Origin of the sequence: Streptomyces sp. NPDC058632 (assembly GCF_042717095.1) — a bacterium.
Lineage (GTDB): Bacteria > Actinomycetota > Actinomycetes > Streptomycetales > Streptomycetaceae > Streptomyces.
In genome coordinates this window covers 23,752-40,415 of sequence record NZ_JBHXQZ010000075.1, presented here as the reverse complement: position 1 = coordinate 40,415, position 16,664 = coordinate 23,752, and the positions used below count along the sequence as shown (strand labels likewise).

The following is a 16,664-nucleotide window of genomic DNA, read 5'->3' as shown; positions in this document are numbered from 1 at the left end:
CTCCACGCACGCGTGGAGGCCGCTTCCGTGTGTCCGTGCACCGGTTCAGCCGAACCGCCGTACCCCCGAAGGCGTCACCACCGCGTGCACCGGACGGTCGTGCGGCTCCTCGGGAACCCGCTCGACGACCTCCGTGCCGTACAGCAGCACCACCAGCGCCGGGTGTGCGCCCGCGCGTTCCAGCCGGGCCAGCACCCGGTCGTACGAGCCCCCGCCGCGCCCCAGCCGCATCCCGCGCGCGTCGACGGCCAGGCCCGGCAGCAGCACCACGTCCGCCCCGGTCACGGCGTCCGGACCGAGGCGCTCCCCGGACGGTTCGAGCAGCGTCAACCGTCCGCCGCCGTGCCGCACGCGCGCGAGCGATTCCCCGCCGGTGTACGCGCCCCAGTCCAGGTCGTTGTCGGGAAGCAGGACCGGCAGCAGCACGCGTACGCCCCGCGCGCGCAGGGCGTCGAGGAGCGCGAGGGTGCCGGGTTCGCTCCCGACGGAGACGTACGCCGCCACCGTGCGCGCGTGCGCCAGTTCGGGCAGTCCGAGCGCACGACCGGCCAACGCGGTCGCCGACTCCCGTACGTCACCCGCCGTCAACCTTCCCCTCGCCAGGAGGATTTCCCGTCGCAACGCCCGCTTGGCATGATCGTTCGCGCGTTCGTTCTGTCTCAACTCTGTCCCCGTACCGTTCCAATATGCTCATATGAGCTTTAAATGTGCGGAGCCCCAGATTCCCTGCGAAGGCAGCGGATATGGTGGCGGGCATGATTCAGTCGCACCCTCGGATCACCAAGGCTGTCATCCCCGCGGCGGGCCTCGGAACCCGGTTCCTGCCGGCCACCAAGGCCACTCCCAAGGAGATGCTGCCGGTCGTCGACAAGCCGGCGATCCAGTACGTGGTCGAAGAGGCCGCCGCCGCCGGTCTGGACGACGTCCTCATGGTGACGGGCCGCAACAAGCGCCCCCTGGAGGACCATTTCGACCGCAACTACGAACTGGAGTCCGCCCTCACCAGGAAGGGTGACGCCGCCCGCCTCGCCAAGGTCCAGGAATCCAGCGACCTCGCGACCATGCACTACGTCCGCCAGGGCGACCCCAAGGGCCTCGGCCACGCCGTCCTGTGCGCCGCCCCGCACGTCGGCGACGAACCCTTCGCCGTCCTCCTGGGCGACGACCTGATCGACCCGCGCGACTGCCTGCTCCAGCGCATGATCGAGGTCCAGGAGCAGCACGGCGGCAGCGTCGTCGCGCTCATGGAGGTCGCCCCGGAGCAGATCCACCTCTACGGCTCCGCCGCCGTCGAGGCCACCGCCGACTCCGACGTGGTCCGGGTCAGCGGCCTGGTCGAGAAGCCCGAACCGGCCGACGCGCCCTCCAACTACGCCATCATCGGCCGCTACGTCCTCGACCCGCACGTCTTCGGCATACTGCGCAAGACCGAGCCGGGCCGCGGCGGCGAGATCCAGCTCACCGACGCCCTCCAGCAGCTCGCCGCCGACGAGAACGTCGGCGGCCCGGTGCACGGCGTGGTCTTCAAGGGCCGCCGTTATGACACCGGCGACCGGGGCGACTACCTGCGTGCCATTGTCCGACTCGCGTGCGAACGTGAAGACCTGGGACCGGACTTCCGGACCTGGCTCCGCCGTTATGTCACCGAGGAGATGCAGCAGCCTTGAGCACCGCCGCGCCCCGCACCGCAGGCCCGGACCACCTCTGGTCGGTGGACGAGCACCTGGACGACATCCTCGCCACCGTCCGCCCCCTGGAACCCATCGAGCTGAACCTCCTCGACGCCCAGGGCTGCGTCCTGGTCGACGACGTCACGGTGCCGGTGTCCCTGCCGCCGTTCGACAACAGCTCCATGGACGGGTACGCGGTGCGGGTCGCGGATGTCGCGGGCGCGAGCGAGCAGTACCCGGCGGCCCTCGAGGTCGTCGGTGACGTCGCGGCCGGCCAGGCCGACCTGCTCCAGGTCGGCCCCGGCCAGGCCGTACGCATCATGACCGGCGCCCCGCTCCCGCCCGGTGCCGAGACCGTCGTCCCCGTCGAGTGGACCGACGGCGGGCTCGGCGAGGGCCCGGTCGCCGCGATGCGGGCCCGCAGTTCGGCCCCCGGGGGGGCCACCGGGCAGGTGCTCGTGTACCGCCCGGCCGAGGCACGCGCGCACGTGCGCGCCCGGGGCAGCGACGTACGGGCCGGAGACCGCGCACTGGAGGCCGGCACGGTCCTCGGCCCGCCGCAGATCTCCCTCCTGGCCGCGATCGGCCGCGGCAGGGTGCGGGTGCGCCCACGCCCGCGCGTGGTGGTGATGTCCACCGGCAGCGAACTCGTCCAGCCCGAGGGGGAGCTGAGCGCCGGGCAGATCTACGACTCCAACAGCTTCTCCCTCACCGCCTGCGCCCGCGACGCCGGCGCCATCGCCTACCGCGTGGGTGCCGTCGCCGACGACGCCGACACCCTGCGGGACACCATCGAGGACCAGCTGGTGCGCGCCGACCTGATGGTCACCACCGGCGGTGTGAGCGTCGGGGCGTACGACGTCGTCAGGGAGGCGCTGTCGTCCGTCGGCGACGAGGACGAGCCGGGCAGCGGCATCGACTTCCGCAAGCTCGCCATGCAGCCCGGCAAGCCCCAGGGCTTCGGCTCCATCGGCCCCGACCACACCCCGCTGCTGGCCCTCCCCGGCAACCCGGTCTCCTCGTACGTCTCCTTCGAGCTGTTCGCCCGTCCCGCCATCCGCACCCTGATGGGCCTCACGGACGTCCACCGGCCGAGAGCGCGCGCCACCCTCACCGCGGGCGGGGCGCTGAGCTCGCCGAGGGGCCGCCGCCAGTTCCTGCGCGGCCGGTACGCCGACGGCGAGGTGACCCCGGTCGGCGGCGCCGGATCCCACCTGGTGGCCGCCCTCGCCCGGGCGAACGCGCTGATCGTCGTCCCCGAGGACACCGAGTCCGTCGTCTCCGGCGCCGATGTCGAGGTGATCCTGCTCGGCTGACCCGCACGGGTTGGCGGTACCGTGTCGCGCACAGCAGGCCCGTGCGCCGCACCGCGGCGGGCCCGGACCGGGAGCGCCACACTCATGACCGTGCCTTCCCGGGGGGACACCCCCGGACCCCCTGACCAGAATCGTCTGACGCACATCGACGAGGCGGGCGCCGCCCGTATGGTCGACGTCTCCGGCAAGGACGTGACCGCGCGCACCGCCCGCGCCACCGGCCGCGTCCTGGTCTCGCCCCGGGTGATCGAACTGCTGCGGGGCGAGGGGGTCCCCAAGGGAGACGCCCTGGCCACCGCGCGGATCGCGGGCATCATGGGCGCCAAACGCACCCCCGACCTGATCCCGCTGTGCCACCCCCTGGCGGTGTCCGGTGTGACACTGGACCTGTCGGTCGCGGACGACGCCGTGGAGATCACCGCCACCGTGAGGACGACGGACCGCACGGGCGTCGAGATGGAGGCGCTCACCGCGGTCTCGGTCGCCGCGCTCACCGTGATCGACATGGTCAAGGCGGTCGACAAGAAGGCGGTCATCACGGACGTTCGGGTGGAGGAGAAGACGGGCGGCGCATCGGGCGACTGGAGCAGGGCATGACACTCGACACATCCGTCGGGGGCGCACTGCTCGCGCCGTACAGCGCCCTGGTGATCACCGCCTCCAACCGCGCCGCCGCCGGCGTCTACGAGGACACGGGCGGCCCGCTGATCGCCGAGGGCCTGCGGCGCTTCGGCTTCGCCGTCGACGGTCCCCAGGTGGTCCCGGACGGCGACCCGGTGCAGGCCGCGCTGCGCGCGGGCACCGAGGCCGGATACGACGTCATCGTGACCACCGGCGGCACCGGCATCTCGCCCACCGACCGCACCCCCGAGGCGACCCGCGCGGTGATCGGCCACGAGGTGCCCGGCATCGCGGAGGCCATCCGGGCGTACGGCCGGGACAAGGTGCCGACGGCCGCCCTCTCCCGGGGCATCGCGGGGGTCGCGGAGGGCGGGACCCTGATCGTCAACCTGCCGGGGTCCCGTGGCGGGGTGAAGGACGGTCTCGCCGTCCTGGAGCCGCTGCTGAAGCACGCGGTCGACCAACTGCGCGGCGGTGACCACCCCGGGCCGGGGGCCAGTGGCGGGGGTGCGAGCTGAACAGCCCGGCCTGGCCCGTGGAGCTGACGGCCGGCGACGTCGTCCTGAGGCCCATAAAGCTGCGCGACCAGCGGGCCTGGCGCGAGGTCAACCGCCGCAACCGTGACTGGCTGCGGCCCTGGGAGGCGACCATCCCGCCGCCCACCCCCGCCGGTCCGGTCGTGCACCGGCCGACCTACCGCCAGATGGTCCGCCATCTGAGGGCCGAGGCGCACGCGGGCCGGATGCTGCCGTTCGTCATCGAGTACCAGGGGCTTCTGGTCGGCCAGTTGACGGTCGCCGGGATCACCTGGGGCTCGATGTGCTCGGGTCACGTCGGCTACTGGGTGGACGAGGCGGTGGCCGGCCGCGGAGTCATGCCGACGGCCGTGGCGATGGCCGTGGACCACTGTTTCCTTACGGTCGGGCTGCACCGCGTCGAGGTGTGCATTCGTCCCGAGAACGCGCCCAGCCTGCGGGTCGTGGAGAAACTCGGATTCCGTGCGGAGGGGCTGCGCCCGCGTTATCTGCACATCGACGGAGCCTGGCGCGACCACCTCGTCTTCGCGCTCACGGCGGAAGAGGTGCCCGAGGGGTTGCTCGGCCGCTGGCAACGGGAACGCTCCCGGCGTGCGCGGCCGGAGGGCGAGTGGCGTAATCCCGGAATCCCGCACAGCCCCGGTAATTGAATAAACGTTCGAATTCGATCGTCCGGCGCCCGTCCGAAGCCGGTGAAGGCGGGGAGTTTCGCGTTTCGGGCGGTCTGCTGATCGCATCGATCCAAAAAAGTTCGAGATATCAGCCGGATCGTGCGACACACCGGTCCAATTGGCGGATGGCCCCACCTAAACCCCTCTACCGTGTGAGGCGTGAGCAGCAGCGGCCTCATCTACGCAGTCATTGTCGGGGCCTGGGCCGCCTACTTGGTGCCGATGTGGCTCCGTAGGCAGGACGAGCTGAACGAAGCCCGTCCGACGGAACGCTTCAGCACGGCCATCCGTTTGTTGTCCGGACGGGCGGGCATGGAGCGCCGGTACGCCAAGGACCTGCGGGCGCGCTCCACCGACGAGGAGGAGCAGGGCGCCCACGACCCGGACGCGGTCACCGATTCGGTGGACGTCCGGGCCTTCGCCGTGTCCCAGACCCGCCCGCAGGTGCAGGCGCCCGTACGGGAGCAGCAGCCCGCGCAGCGGCCGGACCGGCGCGGCCCCGGGTCCCGTCCCGCACGTGAGCGCGTCCCGTCCGCCCGCCGCGAACGGGACCCCCGAAGGGCGCAGCCCGCCGGGCCGGACCGGCCCTCCGCCCGGCAGTCCGCGTCGGCCCAGGCCGCCGCGGCACGCGCCCGGCGCTCGAAGGTGCTCGCACGCCGTCGGCGCACCACCACCCTGCTCTTCGTCGCCTTCACCCTCGGCGCGGTCGTCGCGGCGGTCGGCGGACTCGCGTTCCTGTGGGCGCCCGGAGTGCCGGCCGTGCTGCTGAGCGTCTACATCGCGTACCTGCGCTCCCAGGAGCTCCGCCGGTTCGCGTACCAGATGGACCGCCGCCAGGCCGAGGCCGCGGCGCAGCGGCTGCGTGAGCGCGAACGCCAGCCGCGCCGCCGCCCGTCCGCCGCCGACACGGACGCCGACGAACCGGAGGGACCCGAACAGGGTTTCGGACCGGCCCTCGAACCGGGCGTGAACCCTGCCACCGACCCCGGTCTCTCCGCGCTGGCCGCCGACCGGCGGGCCCTCGTGGAGCAGACCGACCACGCCGAGTGGGTCGACCAGCAGCGCGAGCGCCAGCGGCGTCCCGGCCAGGGCGGCGACAGCTGGGACCCGGTCCCGGTCCCGCTGCCCACGTACGTGACCGCCCCGGTCGCCCCGCGCGCCACCAGCGACGTGGACCTCGGCGCCCCGGACACCTGGAGCTCGGCCCGCTCGAGCTCCATGGCCCCGGGCCCGGAGGAGGCCGCCGCGTCCGACGACGCGGAGGACCCGGAGGGTGCCGGAGACGACGAGGACGGCCACCCGGACGACCCCGGCCGCACCGACGCCCTCCCCCCCGCCCGAAGGCGCTCGCGCGGGGGGACCCCCACGGCGGCCTCGGCCCGCCGGGCCCGCGAGCGCGGCCGCACCCCGCTGTTCGACCAGTACGAGGACGGCGACCGCCCCCGCGCCGCCAACGAGTGACCCCCCGAAACCGCAGGTGACCCCCCACCGGCAACGGATTTCCGAGCACCCCGATCGGGGTGCTAAGGTTTCTCTCGTTGCAAGGGCCTGTGGCGCAGTCTGGTAGCGCACCTCGTTCGCATCGAGGGGGTCTGGGGTTCAAATCCCCACAGGTCCACCGCAGCTGAAAGCCCCCGCCGGGAAACCGGCGGGGGCTTCTTCGTGTGGTGCGAACCTCGAGAGGCCGGCGTTGGTCGTCATCTCATCCCGTCGGCGGTCCGTGGCCGACGGGATGCCCTGTGCCGGCAAAGGTGCTCCAGTACGGTTCCCGGGCTGCGTCCAGGAGGCACCGGACACGATTGCCACCGGTGACCTCGATCCGTCACTGCTCCGCCCTTCATTCCGTCCGTGCCCGAGCGGGCCCCGAAGGCGCTGCGCGCTGCTATCGCTCAGTACGCCCCGACTCCTCCCCGACTTCGAGGAACACGGGAAGTGGGCCGTCGCGGACGCGTACGACATCAGTACCGTGCCTGCGTTCATGGCCCGGTGGCGGGGGAGTACGCGATGCACGGGATCCGGAGTTCGACGCGCACACGGCCGGCCTCCACCATCGCGCGGAAGAGTCCACCGACATCACCGAGACCAAGGCGCTCATGGAAGAGGCGTCGAGGATCCGCTGCAGGGGGCGGGAAACGAGACCCGGCCAGTGACGACGAGGTCCATGCCCAAAGCCCTTCGGATCATCGCGGGGGAGGTCTTCCGGTAGTGACCGGTGGTGACCGGAGGCCGGCAGCCCCGGGATCGTCGTTCGCTCCCTACAGCGCCTTCGCGTAGCAGCGGCTGTCGGCCTCGAAGCGGTAGTAGCCGAACTTCTCGCAGGGCCCGTAGCCGCTGGAGGTGTACAGGGCGATGGCTTCCGGCTGCTTCGTGCCCGTCTCCAGGACCATGCGCAGGCGGCCGGCCGCGCGGGCGTCCTCCTCCAGGGCGGCCAGGATGCGGCGGGCCAGGCCCCGGCCGCGCATCTGCTCGATCACGTACATCCGCTTCAGCTCGGCGTCCCCGTCGCGGTTGCCCTCGCCGTTGGCGTTCTGGACGCGCCAGCCGCCGGAGGCGACGGGGGTGTCGTTCTCGTCGTAGGCGATCAGGTAGATGCCGTTCGGCGGCTGGAAGTCCGCGGGGTCCATGGGGGTGGCGTCGCCGCCGTCGCCGTAGCGGACGTGGTACTCGGCCTGGACCTCGTCGTTCAGCTTGACGGCGTCGGGGTGGTCGTAGGAGACGCGGCGGATGTTCATGCGAAGCAAGGTAGATCAATCCGGGAGACGTGAGGGATCCGTTTTCGGGCCCCGTCCAGTGTGCCGGTATCGTGCCCTGATGTTCACTGTGACCTCCGTCAATGTCAACGGACTGCGTGCCGCCGCCAAGAAGGGCTTCGTGGAGTGGCTGGCCGGGACCTCCGCCGACGTGGTGTGCTTGCAGGAGGTGCGCGCGGAGCCGCAGCAACTGCCCGGGCACGTCCGGGAGCCCGAGGGGTGGCATGTGGTGCACGCGCCCGCCGCCGCGAAGGGGCGCGCCGGGGTTTCGCTGTACACGCGGCGTGCGCCCGATCGCGTCCAGGTCGGCTTCGGGTCGGCCGAGTTCGACGGCAGCGGGCGGTACGTGGAGGTGGACCTCCCCGGGGTCACCGTCGCCTCGCTCTATCTGCCCTCCGGCGAGGTCGGCACCGAGCGGCAGGACGAGAAGATGCGCTTCATGGGGGAGTTCCTCGCGTACCTGAAGGGACTGAGGGAGCGGGCCGCCGCCGGCGGCCGTGAGGTCGTCGTCTGCGGGGACTGGAACATCGCGCACGAGCAGGCCGACCTGAAGAACTGGCGCGGCAACACCAAGAACTCCGGGTTCCTGCCCGAGGAGCGGGAGTGGCTGGGCCGGGTCCTCGACCCGGCCGACGGCGGGTACGTGGACGTCGTGCGGGCGCTGCATCCGGAGGTCGAGGGGCCGTACTCGTGGTGGTCGTACCGGGGGCGGGCCTTCGACAACGATGCAGGGTGGCGCATCGACCTCGCCGTGGCCACCCCCGGGCTGGCCGCCCGCGCGGTCAAGGGTTACGTGGAACGCGCTGCCACGCACGCCGAACGCTGGTCGGACCACGCGCCGGTGACGGTGGTCTACGACCGCTGACAGCCGTCAGTCCCGTTTGCGCAGTCGGCGGTCCATCGCCAGGGAGAGTTCCGCGTCGACCACGCTGCGGGTCAGGGGGCGCAGGCGCTGCACGGCTTCCGCGGAGGCGTGGCGCAGGATCAGTTCGGTGAAGAGGTCGGCCATGGCCTCGGTGTGGGTGCGGACCTCGCGGCCCGCGCGCAGCACCTCCGCGAGCGGGATGCCCTCGCGGACCAGGGCGGACGAGACGTCCAGCAGGCGGCGGCTGATGTGGACGATCTCCCCGCCGTCCGTGCCGAGGTAGCCGAGGTCCATCGCGGCGGCCAGGTTCTCCGGGGTGACGTCGCCCGCGAAGTAGTCGGCGAGTTCCTCGGGGGTGAGGCGGACCGGCGTTTCCTCGGTGGGGGTGTCCATGCCGAGGAGTTCGCCGACGTCGCGGCCGTGGTCGAAGGCCTCGGCGAGTTCCGCTATGCCGTTCAGGGTGTGGCCGCGCTCCAGCAGCGCCGTGATCGTGCGCAGCCGGGCCAGGTGGTGGTCGTCGTACCAGGCTATGCGGCCCTCGCGGCGGGGCGGCGGTATCAGCTTGCGTTCGCGGTAGAAGCGCAGCGTGCGCACCGTGATGCCGGCCAGACGGGCCAGTTCCTCCATGCGGTACTCGCGCCGCTCGCCCCTGGGTTCCGCTTCCTCTGCCACGTCAGCAGCCTAGGCCCTGCTGTCGAACTCGCGTGGGCACGACGAGCGCGGCCCCCGAGGGCGTACCGGCGGTAACTTTTTCCTGCGTGCCCCCTACCCATCAGTAGCCGACTGTCCTACTCTCCCCATTGCGCCAGTGGTCACTGGCAAGGTTCTCTGCGGTGCGTAAGGGCTGGAGGCTTCGGGATGGCCGAACACGAACACGAACACGAGCACGAGCACGTACGGGTCGCGGTGATCGGGTCCGGGTTCGGCGGGCTGGGGGCCGCCGTGCGGCTGCGGCGCGAAGGGGTCACCGACTTCGTCGTCCTGGAGCGGGCCGGGTCCGTCGGCGGCACCTGGCGGGACAACAGTTATCCGGGGTGCGCGTGCGACGTGCCCTCGCACCTGTACTCGTTCTCCTTCGCACCCAACCCCGACTGGCCGCGCTCCTTCTCCGGGCAGGAGCACATCCGCGCCTACCTCGAGCACGTCACCGACGTCTTCGGGCTGCGCCCGCACATCCGCTTCGACTCGGAGGTGAAGCGGATGGTGTGGGACACGGAGCGGCTGCGCTGGGACATCGAGACCAGCAGCGGCAACCTCAGCGCCGATGTGGTCGTGTCCGCCACCGGGCCGCTGTCCGAGCCCAAGGTCCCCGACATCCCGGGGCTCGACACCTTCCCCGGCAAGGTCTTCCACTCCGCCCGCTGGGACCACGACTACGACCTGCGCGGCAAGCGGGTCGCCATGGTCGGCACGGGCGCGTCGGCGATCCAGATCGTGCCGGCCGTCCAGCCGCTCGTCTCCCGCCTCACCCTCTTCCAGCGCACCCCGCCCTGGGTCCTGCCCCGCGTCGACCGGGCCATCGGCGGGGCCGAACGGGCCCTGCACCGGGCACTGCCCTTCACCACCCAGCTGCGCCGCGGACTGCTGTGGGGTGTACGGGAGTTGCAGGTCCAGGCGTTCACCAAGCACCCGGGCGAACTGGGCTTCGTGGAGCAACTGGCCAAGCGCAACATGGCCCGCGCCATCAAGGACCCCGCCCTGCGCGCCCGGCTCACCCCCGACTACCGCATCGGCTGCAAGCGCATCCTGCTGTCCAGCACGTACTATCCGGCGATCGCGCAGCCCAACGTCGAGGTCGTCGACGGCGGGCTGGGCGAGGTCCGCGGGCCGACCGTCGTCGCGGCCGACGGGGCCGAGGCCGAGGTCGACGCGATCGTGTTCGGGACCGGGTTCCACGTCACCGACATGCCCATCGCCGAGCGGGTCGTCGGTGCGCAGGGGAAGACCCTCGCCGAGTCCTGGACGGGCGGCATGGAGGCGCTGCGCGGTGCCGCGGCCGCCGGGTTCCCCAACTTCATGACGCTCATCGGGCCCAACACCGGCCTCGGGAACTCCTCCATGATCCTCATGATCGAGTCCCAGCTGAACTACCTGGCCGACTACCTCCGCCAACTCGACGTCCTCGGCGGCCGGGTCGCCCTCGACGCCCGCCCCAGCGCCGTCCGCGGCTGGAACCACCGGGTGCAGGAGCGGATGAAGCGCACGGTGTGGAACACCGGTGGCTGCACCAGCTGGTACCTGGACGCGAACGGCCGCAACACCACCGTCTGGCCGGGTACGACCGCCGAGTTCCGGCGGGCCACCCGGCGCGTGGACCTCGCCGAGTACACCGTTCTGCGGGCGGCGCCCGGGAAGAAGGACGCCGCACCCCACGAGAGCGCCGAGGTGGTCGCGTGAGCCGGCCGGCGCATGTCTCCGCGGGGCCCTACGCCCCGCCCGTCCCCGCCCGTGAACTCACCGCCGTCTCCGCCGACGGCACCCGGCTGCACGTCGAGGTGCACGGGCCCGACGGGGTGCCCGCGGTCGTCCTCGCCCACGGCTGGACCTGCTCGACCGCCTTCTGGGCGGCCCAGATCCGCGAACTCGCCCCCGACCACAGGGTGATCGCGTACGACCAGCGTGGCCACGGACGGACCCCCGCGAGCCGGGACTGCACCACCGACGCGCTCGCCGACGACCTGGAAGCCGTCCTGACCGCCACGCTCGCGCCCGGCGAACAGGCCGTGATCGCCGGGCACTCCATGGGCGGCATGGCGGTCATGGCCGCGTCCGCCCGGCCCGCCTTCGTCGAGCACGCGGGGGCCGTGCTGCTGTGCAGCACCGGCAGTTCACGGCTGGTAGCCGAGTCGACGGTGCTGCCGATCGGGCCGGGGCGGGTACGGACCTGGCTGACCCGGCGCGTCCTCGGCTCCCGGGCCCCGCTCGGGCCCGTCACGCCGGCCGCCCGCCGTATCCTCAAGTACGCCACGATGGGGCCCGGTTCGACGCCGCACATGGTCGAGGCGTGCGCCCGCATCGTGCACGCCTGCCCGCGCACGGTCCGCCACTCCTGGTCGCACGTGCTCGACCTGCTCGATCTCGGCCATGGCGTACGGGAGTTGCGGGTGCCCACGGCCGTCGTCGCCGGTACCGCGGACCGGCTGACCCCGCCGGTGCACGCGCGGGCGATCGCCGCCGAACTGCCGCACTGCCTCGGGCTCACCGAACTGCCCGGCGTCGGCCACATGACCCCCGTCGAGGCGCCCGACCTGGTCACCGCGCGGATCCGGGAACTCGTCGCCTCCCACACCTCCACCGCACCTGCCGTACCGGTTGCACCTGCCGTACCGGTTGCACCTGCCGTACCGGTTGCACCCGCCGTGCCCGCCGCACCTGCCACACCCGCCGCACCTGCCGTACCGGTTGCACCTGCCGTACCGGTTGCACCTGCCGTATCCGCCGCACCTGCCACACCCGCCGTACCCGCCGCACCGGTTGCACCCGCCGCACCTGCCGAGGAGAGCGCATGAGTGGACAGCGCATGACCAGGGGCCGTCTCGAAGGCCAGGTCGCCGTCGTCACCGGAGCGGCGCGCGGGGTGGGGGAGTTGCTCGCCCGCAAGCTGTCCGCGCGCGGGGTGAAGGTGGCGCTGGTCGGACTGGAGCCGGACGGGCTCAAGCAGGTCTCGGCGCGGCTGCACAGCGAGAGCGACCACTGGCACGCCGACGTCACCGACCACGAGGCGATGACCCGGGTCGCGGCGGAGGTGAAGGAACGCTTCGGGCGGGTCGACGTGGTCGTCGCCAACGCCGGTGTGGCCAACGGCGGTCCGTTCGCCGACTCCGACCCGGAGTCCTGGCGGCGGGTCATCGAGGTCAACCTGATCGGGTCGGCCGTCACCGCCCGCGCGTTCCTGCCGCTGCTGACCGAGAGCCGCGGCTACCTGCTCCAGATCGCCTCGCTCGCCGCGATCACCCCGGCCCCGATGATGACCGCGTACTGCGCGTCCAAGTCCGGTGTGGAGGCGTACGCGCACAGCCTGCGTGCCGAGGTCGGACACCGGGGTGTGCGGGTCGGCGTCGGCTATCTGTCGTGGACCGACACGGACATGGTGCGCGGGGCCGACCAGGACACGGTGATGAGGGAGCTGCGGCAGCGGCTGCCGTGGCCGACGAACAAGACGTACCCGCTGGGTCCCGCGGTGGACCGGCTCGTCGCCGGGATCGAACGGCGCTCCAGCCATGTGTACGGGCAGTGGTGGCTGCGGGGGATGCAGGGGGTACGCGGTTACCTGCCCGGCATGATCGGGACCGTCGGGCAGCGCGAGGTGCGGCGGTTCGCGGACCGGCTCACCGGGATGCGGACGGGGCTGGTCGGGGCCGGCGGCACCGCCGACGAACAGCACCGGACCGGGCCCGGACCGGGCTCGGAACAGCAGTCGGCCGGGCCCGGAACAGTGTCGGACCACGCTGCGTAACTGATCGACATGCGCAGGGTGATGGCCCGTGTGAATCTGGTCGGGCAACAGCCCCCACACCCCCACGGGAGTGAACCCACATGGGTATGAAGGACCAGTTCCAGGAGAAGTCCGAGCGGATGCAGGACCAGGCCAAGCAGAAGATGGGCGAGGCCGGGGAGCAGCACCGGAACCGCGGCCGCGGTCGCGAGGAGGACTCGGACAACCCGCCGCAGCGTCGCCGGCAGCAGGAGTCCGAGGAGCGTCGCGACCAGCGCAGCGACCAGGGCCGCCGGTCCTGACGTCGTGAGCTGAGCGGGAAAGGGGCGTCTCCTCCTGGAGGCGCCCCTTTCCCGTCGTGTCCGATCAGCCCCCGTACGTCCTCGGCGGCAGCTTCGGGCGGGAGCGGTCGGGGACGTCGCCGTAGGTCGGGGGAGTGGCCGGGGGCTCGGACTCCAGGAGTTCCAGGGCCAGTCGGACCGCGTCGTCCAGTACGGCGTGCCGGCCCTCCGCCCAGTCCAGTGGGGTGCGCAGGGCCTCCAGGTCGGGGGTGACGCCCTTGTTCTCCACCGACCAGCCGTACGCGTCGAACCAGGCCGCGTTCATCGGCACCGTGATCACCGTGCCGTCCCCCAGCCGGTGCCGGCCGGTCATGCCGACGACCCCGCCCCAGGTGCGCTGCCCGACCACCGGTCCCAGTTCCAGCAGCTTGAACGCGGCCGTGATCATGTCGCCGTCGGAGCTGGTCGCCTCGTCCGCCAGGGCGACCACCGGCCCGCGCGGGGCGTTGGCCGCGTACGACACGGGCTGGGCGTCGCGGGTGAGGTCCCAGCCGAGGATGGTGCGGGTCAGGGTCTCCACGACGAGCTCGCTGATGTGGCCCCCGGCGTTGCCGCGCACGTCCACGATCAGGGCCGGACGGGACACCTCCATACGCAGATCGCGGTTGAACTGGGCCCAGCCCGAGCCGCCCATGTCGGGGATGTGCAGATAGCCGCACCGGCCGCCGCTCAACTCCCTCACCACCGCACGCCGTTTGGCCACCCAGTCCTGGTAGCGCAGGGGGCGCTCGTCGATCAACGGGACCACGGCGACCCTGCGGGGCGGGCCCGCGCCCTCGGCCGGGGTGAACGTCAGCTCCACCGTCGTACCGCCCGCCCCCGCGAGCAGCGGATAGGGTCCGGTGACCGGGTCCACCGGGCGGCCGTCGACATGGGTGAGGACGGCGCCCTCACGGATGCCGGTGCCGGCCAGCGGGGAGCGGGCCCGGGAATCGGAGGAGTCACCGGGGAGAATCCGCCGGACCGTCCAACCCCCCTCGCGAAGGACGAGGTTGGCGCCGAGGAAGCCCTGGCGGCGCTGGTAGTGCGGCGGGCCCTCGTTGCGGCGGGCGGCGGTGACGTAGGCGTGGGACGTGCCGAGTTCGCCGAGGAGTTCGCGCAGCAGGTCCGCGAACTCGTCCGGGGAGGCGACCCGTTCGACCAGCGGACGGTACTGGGCGAGCATCGCGTCCCAGTCGATGCCGCACATGCCGGGATCCCAGAAGTAGGACCGGGTCAGCCGCCCCGCCTCCTCGTACGCCTGCCGCCACTCGGCCCCCGGGTCGGCCTCGTGCAGGATGCGGCGGACGTCGATCCACACGGTGGAGTCGCTGTCGCCCGGCTCGGTCGCGGGCACCGCGCGCGGCTCGCCCTCGTCCGCGACGACCAGCCGGGTGCCGTCGCCGCTGACCGCGAAGAAGTCGAGGTGCTCCACGAGTTCGGACTTCTTCGCCCGGCTGATGGTGAAGTGCTCCAGTGTCGGCCGGCCACTGGTGTCGTCCGGGTTGGCGAAGGTCTCGCCGAGCGCGCCCGAGATCGGCCAGCGCAGCCAGACCAGCCCGCCACCCGCGACCGGGTGCAGCGCGGAGTATTTGGAGGCGGCGACCGGGAAGGGGGTGACCCGGTTCTCCAGGCCCTCGGTCTCGACGGTCACCGCCCCGCTGTCGCCGATGTCCTCGGTGTCCTCGGCCTCCACCGGGTCGAGGCCCCCGGCGGCCGGCCGGCCCTCGGGGCTGAGGGCGAAGGGGGAGGGGGTCGCCGACGACAGCGGCACCAGGTACGGGCGGCAGCCCAGCGGGAAGGACAGGTCGCCGGTGTGCACGTCGTACACCGGATCGAAGCCGCGCCAGGACAGGAAGGCGAGGTAGCGGCCGTCCCGGGTGAAGACCGGATTCTCGTCCTCGAAGCGGCCGTTGGTGACGTCGATGACCAACCGGTCCTTCATCCGGGCCAGTTTGATCTGCCGCAGCGACCGCCCGAGACCGGGGTGCGACCAGGCCAGCCACCCGCCGTCGGGCGAGAACGCGAGGTCGCGCACGGGGCCGTTGCCGGACCGGATCAGCTCGGTGACCCGGTGGACGGGAACAGCGCCGGAGCCGCCGCCGGAGCCTTCTGCCTCGTCGGCCTCCCCGTCCTCGTCGCCGGTGTCGACGAGCAGCAGGCGTCCGTCGTGGGAGGCGACGGCCAGCCGCCCGCCGTCCGGGTCGGCGACCATCTCCAGTACCCGGCCCAGCTCCCCCGAGGCCAGCCGGAGTGCGGGGCGGTGACCGCTCGCCCGGGGCAGGGAGGCGATCTCGATGGCGTCCTCGCCGTCGGCGTCCGTCACGTACGCCACCCGCCCGCCCGCGCCGAGCATCTCCGGCAGCCGCACCCGTACGCCCGGGGTGTCCGTGAGGGTGCGGGCGGGGCCGTCGCGGTGGGTGAGCCAGTACAGGCTGCCGCGTACGACGACGGCGCTGGCCCGGCCCGTCTCGTCCACGGAGATGCCGTCCAGGTGGTGGGCGGCGGGCACCTGGTAGCGGCGCCGCCCCGCGCGCGGCCCGCTCAGCGTGATGTCGAGCCGGCGCGGCACCGAGCCCGGGGACAGGTCGTCGACGATCCACAGGCCACCGGCGCACTGGTAGACGACCCGGGTGCCGTCGCTGGACGCGTGGCGGGCGTAGAACGCGTCATGATCGGTGTGACGGCGCAGGTCGGAGCCGTCGTACGCCACGGAGTACAGGTTGCCGACGCCCTCGTGGTCGGAGAGGAAGGCGACCCGGCCGCCGACGAACATCGGGGAGTGCAGATGCCCGTCGATGCCTTCGGCGCCGCCGCCCCCACCCGATGCGTCCGCTCCGTCCGTCCCGCCGAGCAGGCGCCGTCCGTGCAGCCACAGCCTGCCCGTCGCCCCGCCCCGGTACCGCTTCCAGGAGGCCGGTTCGTGCGGTGGGGTGCCGGTCAGCAGCAGGGTCTGCCGTTCCCCGTCGACGTCGGCGGCCTGGAGGTCGGTCACCGGGCCCCAGGGCAGTTTGCGGCCCGGACTGCCGTCGGGGGAGAGCTTGTAGGCCCAGGTGAAGTACGAGAACGGCTCGCCGTGCGAGGCGACGGTGAGGATTTCGGCGCCCCCGTTCCCGTTCGGGGGAGCCCAGCCGCAGACCCGGGTGTCGGAGCTGCCCCAGTAGGTGAGCCGGTGTCCGGGGCCGCCGTCCACCGGGACCAGGTGGACCTCGGGGGCGAGGCTGCGCCAGCTCGTGTACGCGATGTGGCGGCCGTCGGGGGAGAAGCGGGGATGGCCGAGCTTGGTGCGGTCGACGGTGAGCCGCCAGGCCCGGCCGCCCGTGGCGTCGAGCGGGGCGAGCCAGAGGTCGTCCTCGGCCACGAAGCACAGCAGGTCACCGTTGAGGTGCGGCAGGCGCAGATAGCTCACCACCCCATGCTTTTCCGGGGGACGGGCCGCAGCAACTCGTGCGAGGGCGCGGTGATTCCCGGCCGTGACCC

At 72.6% G+C, this 16,664-nt stretch carries 15 protein-coding genes and 1 tRNA gene; 12 read left to right on the top strand and 4 right to left on the bottom strand.

Going from position 1 to position 16,664, the window contains the following annotated elements; genetic code table 11:
- Positions 1-45 precede the first annotated feature (45 nt).
- The gene (locus tag ACFWVE_RS25520) at positions 46-663 is read right to left on the bottom strand and encodes a 5-formyltetrahydrofolate cyclo-ligase (protein WP_384018277.1); all 618 of its coding nucleotides are present in this window, start codon (positions 661-663) and stop codon (positions 46-48) included.
- A gap of 92 nt (positions 664-755) precedes the next feature.
- On the opposite strand from ACFWVE_RS25520, the gene galU reads away from it, so the two are divergent.
- The 7 genes from galU to ACFWVE_RS25485 all read left to right on the top strand — a co-directional run bounded on the left by galU (position 756) and on the right by ACFWVE_RS25485 (position 6,432).
- Positions 756-1,667, top strand: coding sequence for a UTP--glucose-1-phosphate uridylyltransferase GalU (gene galU / locus ACFWVE_RS25515; protein ID WP_384018275.1), 912 nt, complete (start codon positions 756-758; stop codon positions 1,665-1,667).
- A complete protein-coding gene (gene glp / locus ACFWVE_RS25510) occupies positions 1,664-2,986 on the top strand; it encodes a gephyrin-like molybdotransferase Glp (RefSeq protein WP_384018272.1) in 1,323 nt (440 codons plus the stop codon). Before galU ends, glp begins: the two co-directional genes overlap by 4 nt.
- An 84-nt stretch (positions 2,987-3,070) precedes the next feature.
- Positions 3,071-3,583, top strand: a complete 513-nt coding sequence (gene moaC / locus ACFWVE_RS25505; RefSeq protein ID WP_384018269.1) for a cyclic pyranopterin monophosphate synthase MoaC — start codon at positions 3,071-3,073, stop codon at positions 3,581-3,583.
- Positions 3,580-4,125, top strand: coding sequence for a molybdenum cofactor biosynthesis protein B (locus ACFWVE_RS25500; protein ID WP_384018266.1), 546 nt, complete (start codon positions 3,580-3,582; stop codon positions 4,123-4,125). Before moaC ends, ACFWVE_RS25500 begins: the two co-directional genes overlap by 4 nt.
- A 17-nt stretch (positions 4,126-4,142) precedes the next feature.
- The gene (locus tag ACFWVE_RS25495) at positions 4,143-4,793 is read left to right on the top strand and encodes a GNAT family N-acetyltransferase (RefSeq protein WP_384018263.1); all 651 of its coding nucleotides are present in this window, start codon (positions 4,143-4,145) and stop codon (positions 4,791-4,793) included.
- A 180-nt stretch (positions 4,794-4,973) separates the two neighbouring features.
- Positions 4,974-6,275 carry a gephyrin-like molybdotransferase receptor GlpR gene (gene glpR / locus ACFWVE_RS25490; RefSeq protein WP_384018260.1) on the top strand — a complete coding sequence of 434 codons (1,302 nt, stop codon included), beginning with the start codon at positions 4,974-4,976 and terminating at the stop codon, positions 6,273-6,275.
- Between the two features lie 83 nt (positions 6,276-6,358).
- Positions 6,359-6,432: transfer RNA gene (locus tag ACFWVE_RS25485), tRNA-Ala, on the top strand.
- 637 nt (positions 6,433-7,069) lie between these two features.
- Here the strand turns inward: ACFWVE_RS25485 and ACFWVE_RS25480 are convergent.
- Positions 7,070-7,546, bottom strand: coding sequence for a GNAT family N-acetyltransferase (locus tag ACFWVE_RS25480; protein ID WP_384018257.1), 477 nt, complete (start codon positions 7,544-7,546; stop codon positions 7,070-7,072).
- A 79-nt stretch (positions 7,547-7,625) separates the two neighbouring features.
- Here ACFWVE_RS25480 and ACFWVE_RS25475 point away from each other — a divergent pair, with 79 nt between their 5' ends.
- The gene (locus tag ACFWVE_RS25475; RefSeq protein WP_384018254.1) at positions 7,626-8,429 is read left to right on the top strand and encodes an exodeoxyribonuclease III; all 804 of its coding nucleotides are present in this window, start codon (positions 7,626-7,628) and stop codon (positions 8,427-8,429) included.
- A 6-nt stretch (positions 8,430-8,435) separates the two neighbouring features.
- Here the strand turns inward: ACFWVE_RS25475 and ACFWVE_RS25470 are convergent, their stop codons facing one another.
- A complete protein-coding gene (locus ACFWVE_RS25470; RefSeq protein ID WP_384018281.1) occupies positions 8,436-9,056 on the bottom strand; it encodes a MerR family transcriptional regulator in 621 nt (206 codons plus the stop codon).
- A gap of 231 nt (positions 9,057-9,287) precedes the next feature.
- On the opposite strand from ACFWVE_RS25470, the gene ACFWVE_RS25465 reads away from it, so the two are divergent.
- The 4 genes from ACFWVE_RS25465 (at position 9,288) to ACFWVE_RS25450 (ending at position 13,166) form a co-directional block, all read left to right on the top strand.
- Complete coding sequence (locus ACFWVE_RS25465; RefSeq protein WP_384018251.1) at positions 9,288-10,826, top strand: flavin-containing monooxygenase; 1,539 nt, start codon at positions 9,288-9,290, stop codon at positions 10,824-10,826.
- A complete protein-coding gene (locus ACFWVE_RS25460; RefSeq protein WP_384018248.1) occupies positions 10,823-11,938 on the top strand; it encodes an alpha/beta fold hydrolase in 1,116 nt (371 codons plus the stop codon). The genes ACFWVE_RS25465 and ACFWVE_RS25460 overlap by 4 nt, the downstream gene beginning before the upstream one ends.
- 11 nt (positions 11,939-11,949) lie before the next feature.
- Positions 11,950-12,885: an SDR family oxidoreductase gene (locus ACFWVE_RS25455; RefSeq protein ID WP_384018280.1), complete on the top strand. Its 936-nt coding sequence runs from the start codon at positions 11,950-11,952 to the stop codon at positions 12,883-12,885.
- Positions 12,886-12,965: 80 nt separating this feature from the next.
- A complete protein-coding gene (locus tag ACFWVE_RS25450) occupies positions 12,966-13,166 on the top strand; it encodes a hypothetical protein (protein WP_384018245.1) in 201 nt (66 codons plus the stop codon).
- 64 nt (positions 13,167-13,230) lie between these two features.
- On the opposite strand, the gene ACFWVE_RS25445 is transcribed toward ACFWVE_RS25450, so the two are convergent.
- Positions 13,231-16,593: a S41 family peptidase gene (locus ACFWVE_RS25445; RefSeq protein WP_384018242.1), complete on the bottom strand. Its 3,363-nt coding sequence runs from the start codon at positions 16,591-16,593 to the stop codon at positions 13,231-13,233.
- Positions 16,594-16,664: the final 71 nt, after the last annotated feature.

Bases quoted from the DNA above. Each gene is read 5' to 3' on its own strand.
- ACFWVE_RS25480 (WP_384018257.1), bottom strand. From the start codon at position 7,546: ATGAACATCCGCCGCGTCTCCTACGACCACCCCGACGCCGTCAAGCTG.
- ACFWVE_RS25450 (WP_384018245.1), top strand. From the start codon at position 12,966: ATGGGTATGAAGGACCAGTTCCAGGAGAAGTCCGAGCGGATGCAGGAC.
- galU (WP_384018275.1), top strand. From the start codon at position 756: ATGATTCAGTCGCACCCTCGGATCACCAAGGCTGTCATCCCCGCGGCG.
- ACFWVE_RS25470 (WP_384018281.1), bottom strand. From the start codon at position 9,056: ATGGAGGAACTGGCCCGTCTGGCCGGCATCACGGTGCGCACGCTGCGC.
- ACFWVE_RS25465 (WP_384018251.1), top strand. From the start codon at position 9,288: ATGGCCGAACACGAACACGAACACGAGCACGAGCACGTACGGGTCGCG.
- moaC (WP_384018269.1), top strand. From the start codon at position 3,071: ATGACCGTGCCTTCCCGGGGGGACACCCCCGGACCCCCTGACCAGAAT.
- ACFWVE_RS25500 (WP_384018266.1), top strand. From the start codon at position 3,580: ATGACACTCGACACATCCGTCGGGGGCGCACTGCTCGCGCCGTACAGC.
- ACFWVE_RS25455 (WP_384018280.1), top strand. From the start codon at position 11,950: ATGACCAGGGGCCGTCTCGAAGGCCAGGTCGCCGTCGTCACCGGAGCG.
- ACFWVE_RS25475 (WP_384018254.1), top strand. From the start codon at position 7,626: ATGTTCACTGTGACCTCCGTCAATGTCAACGGACTGCGTGCCGCCGCC.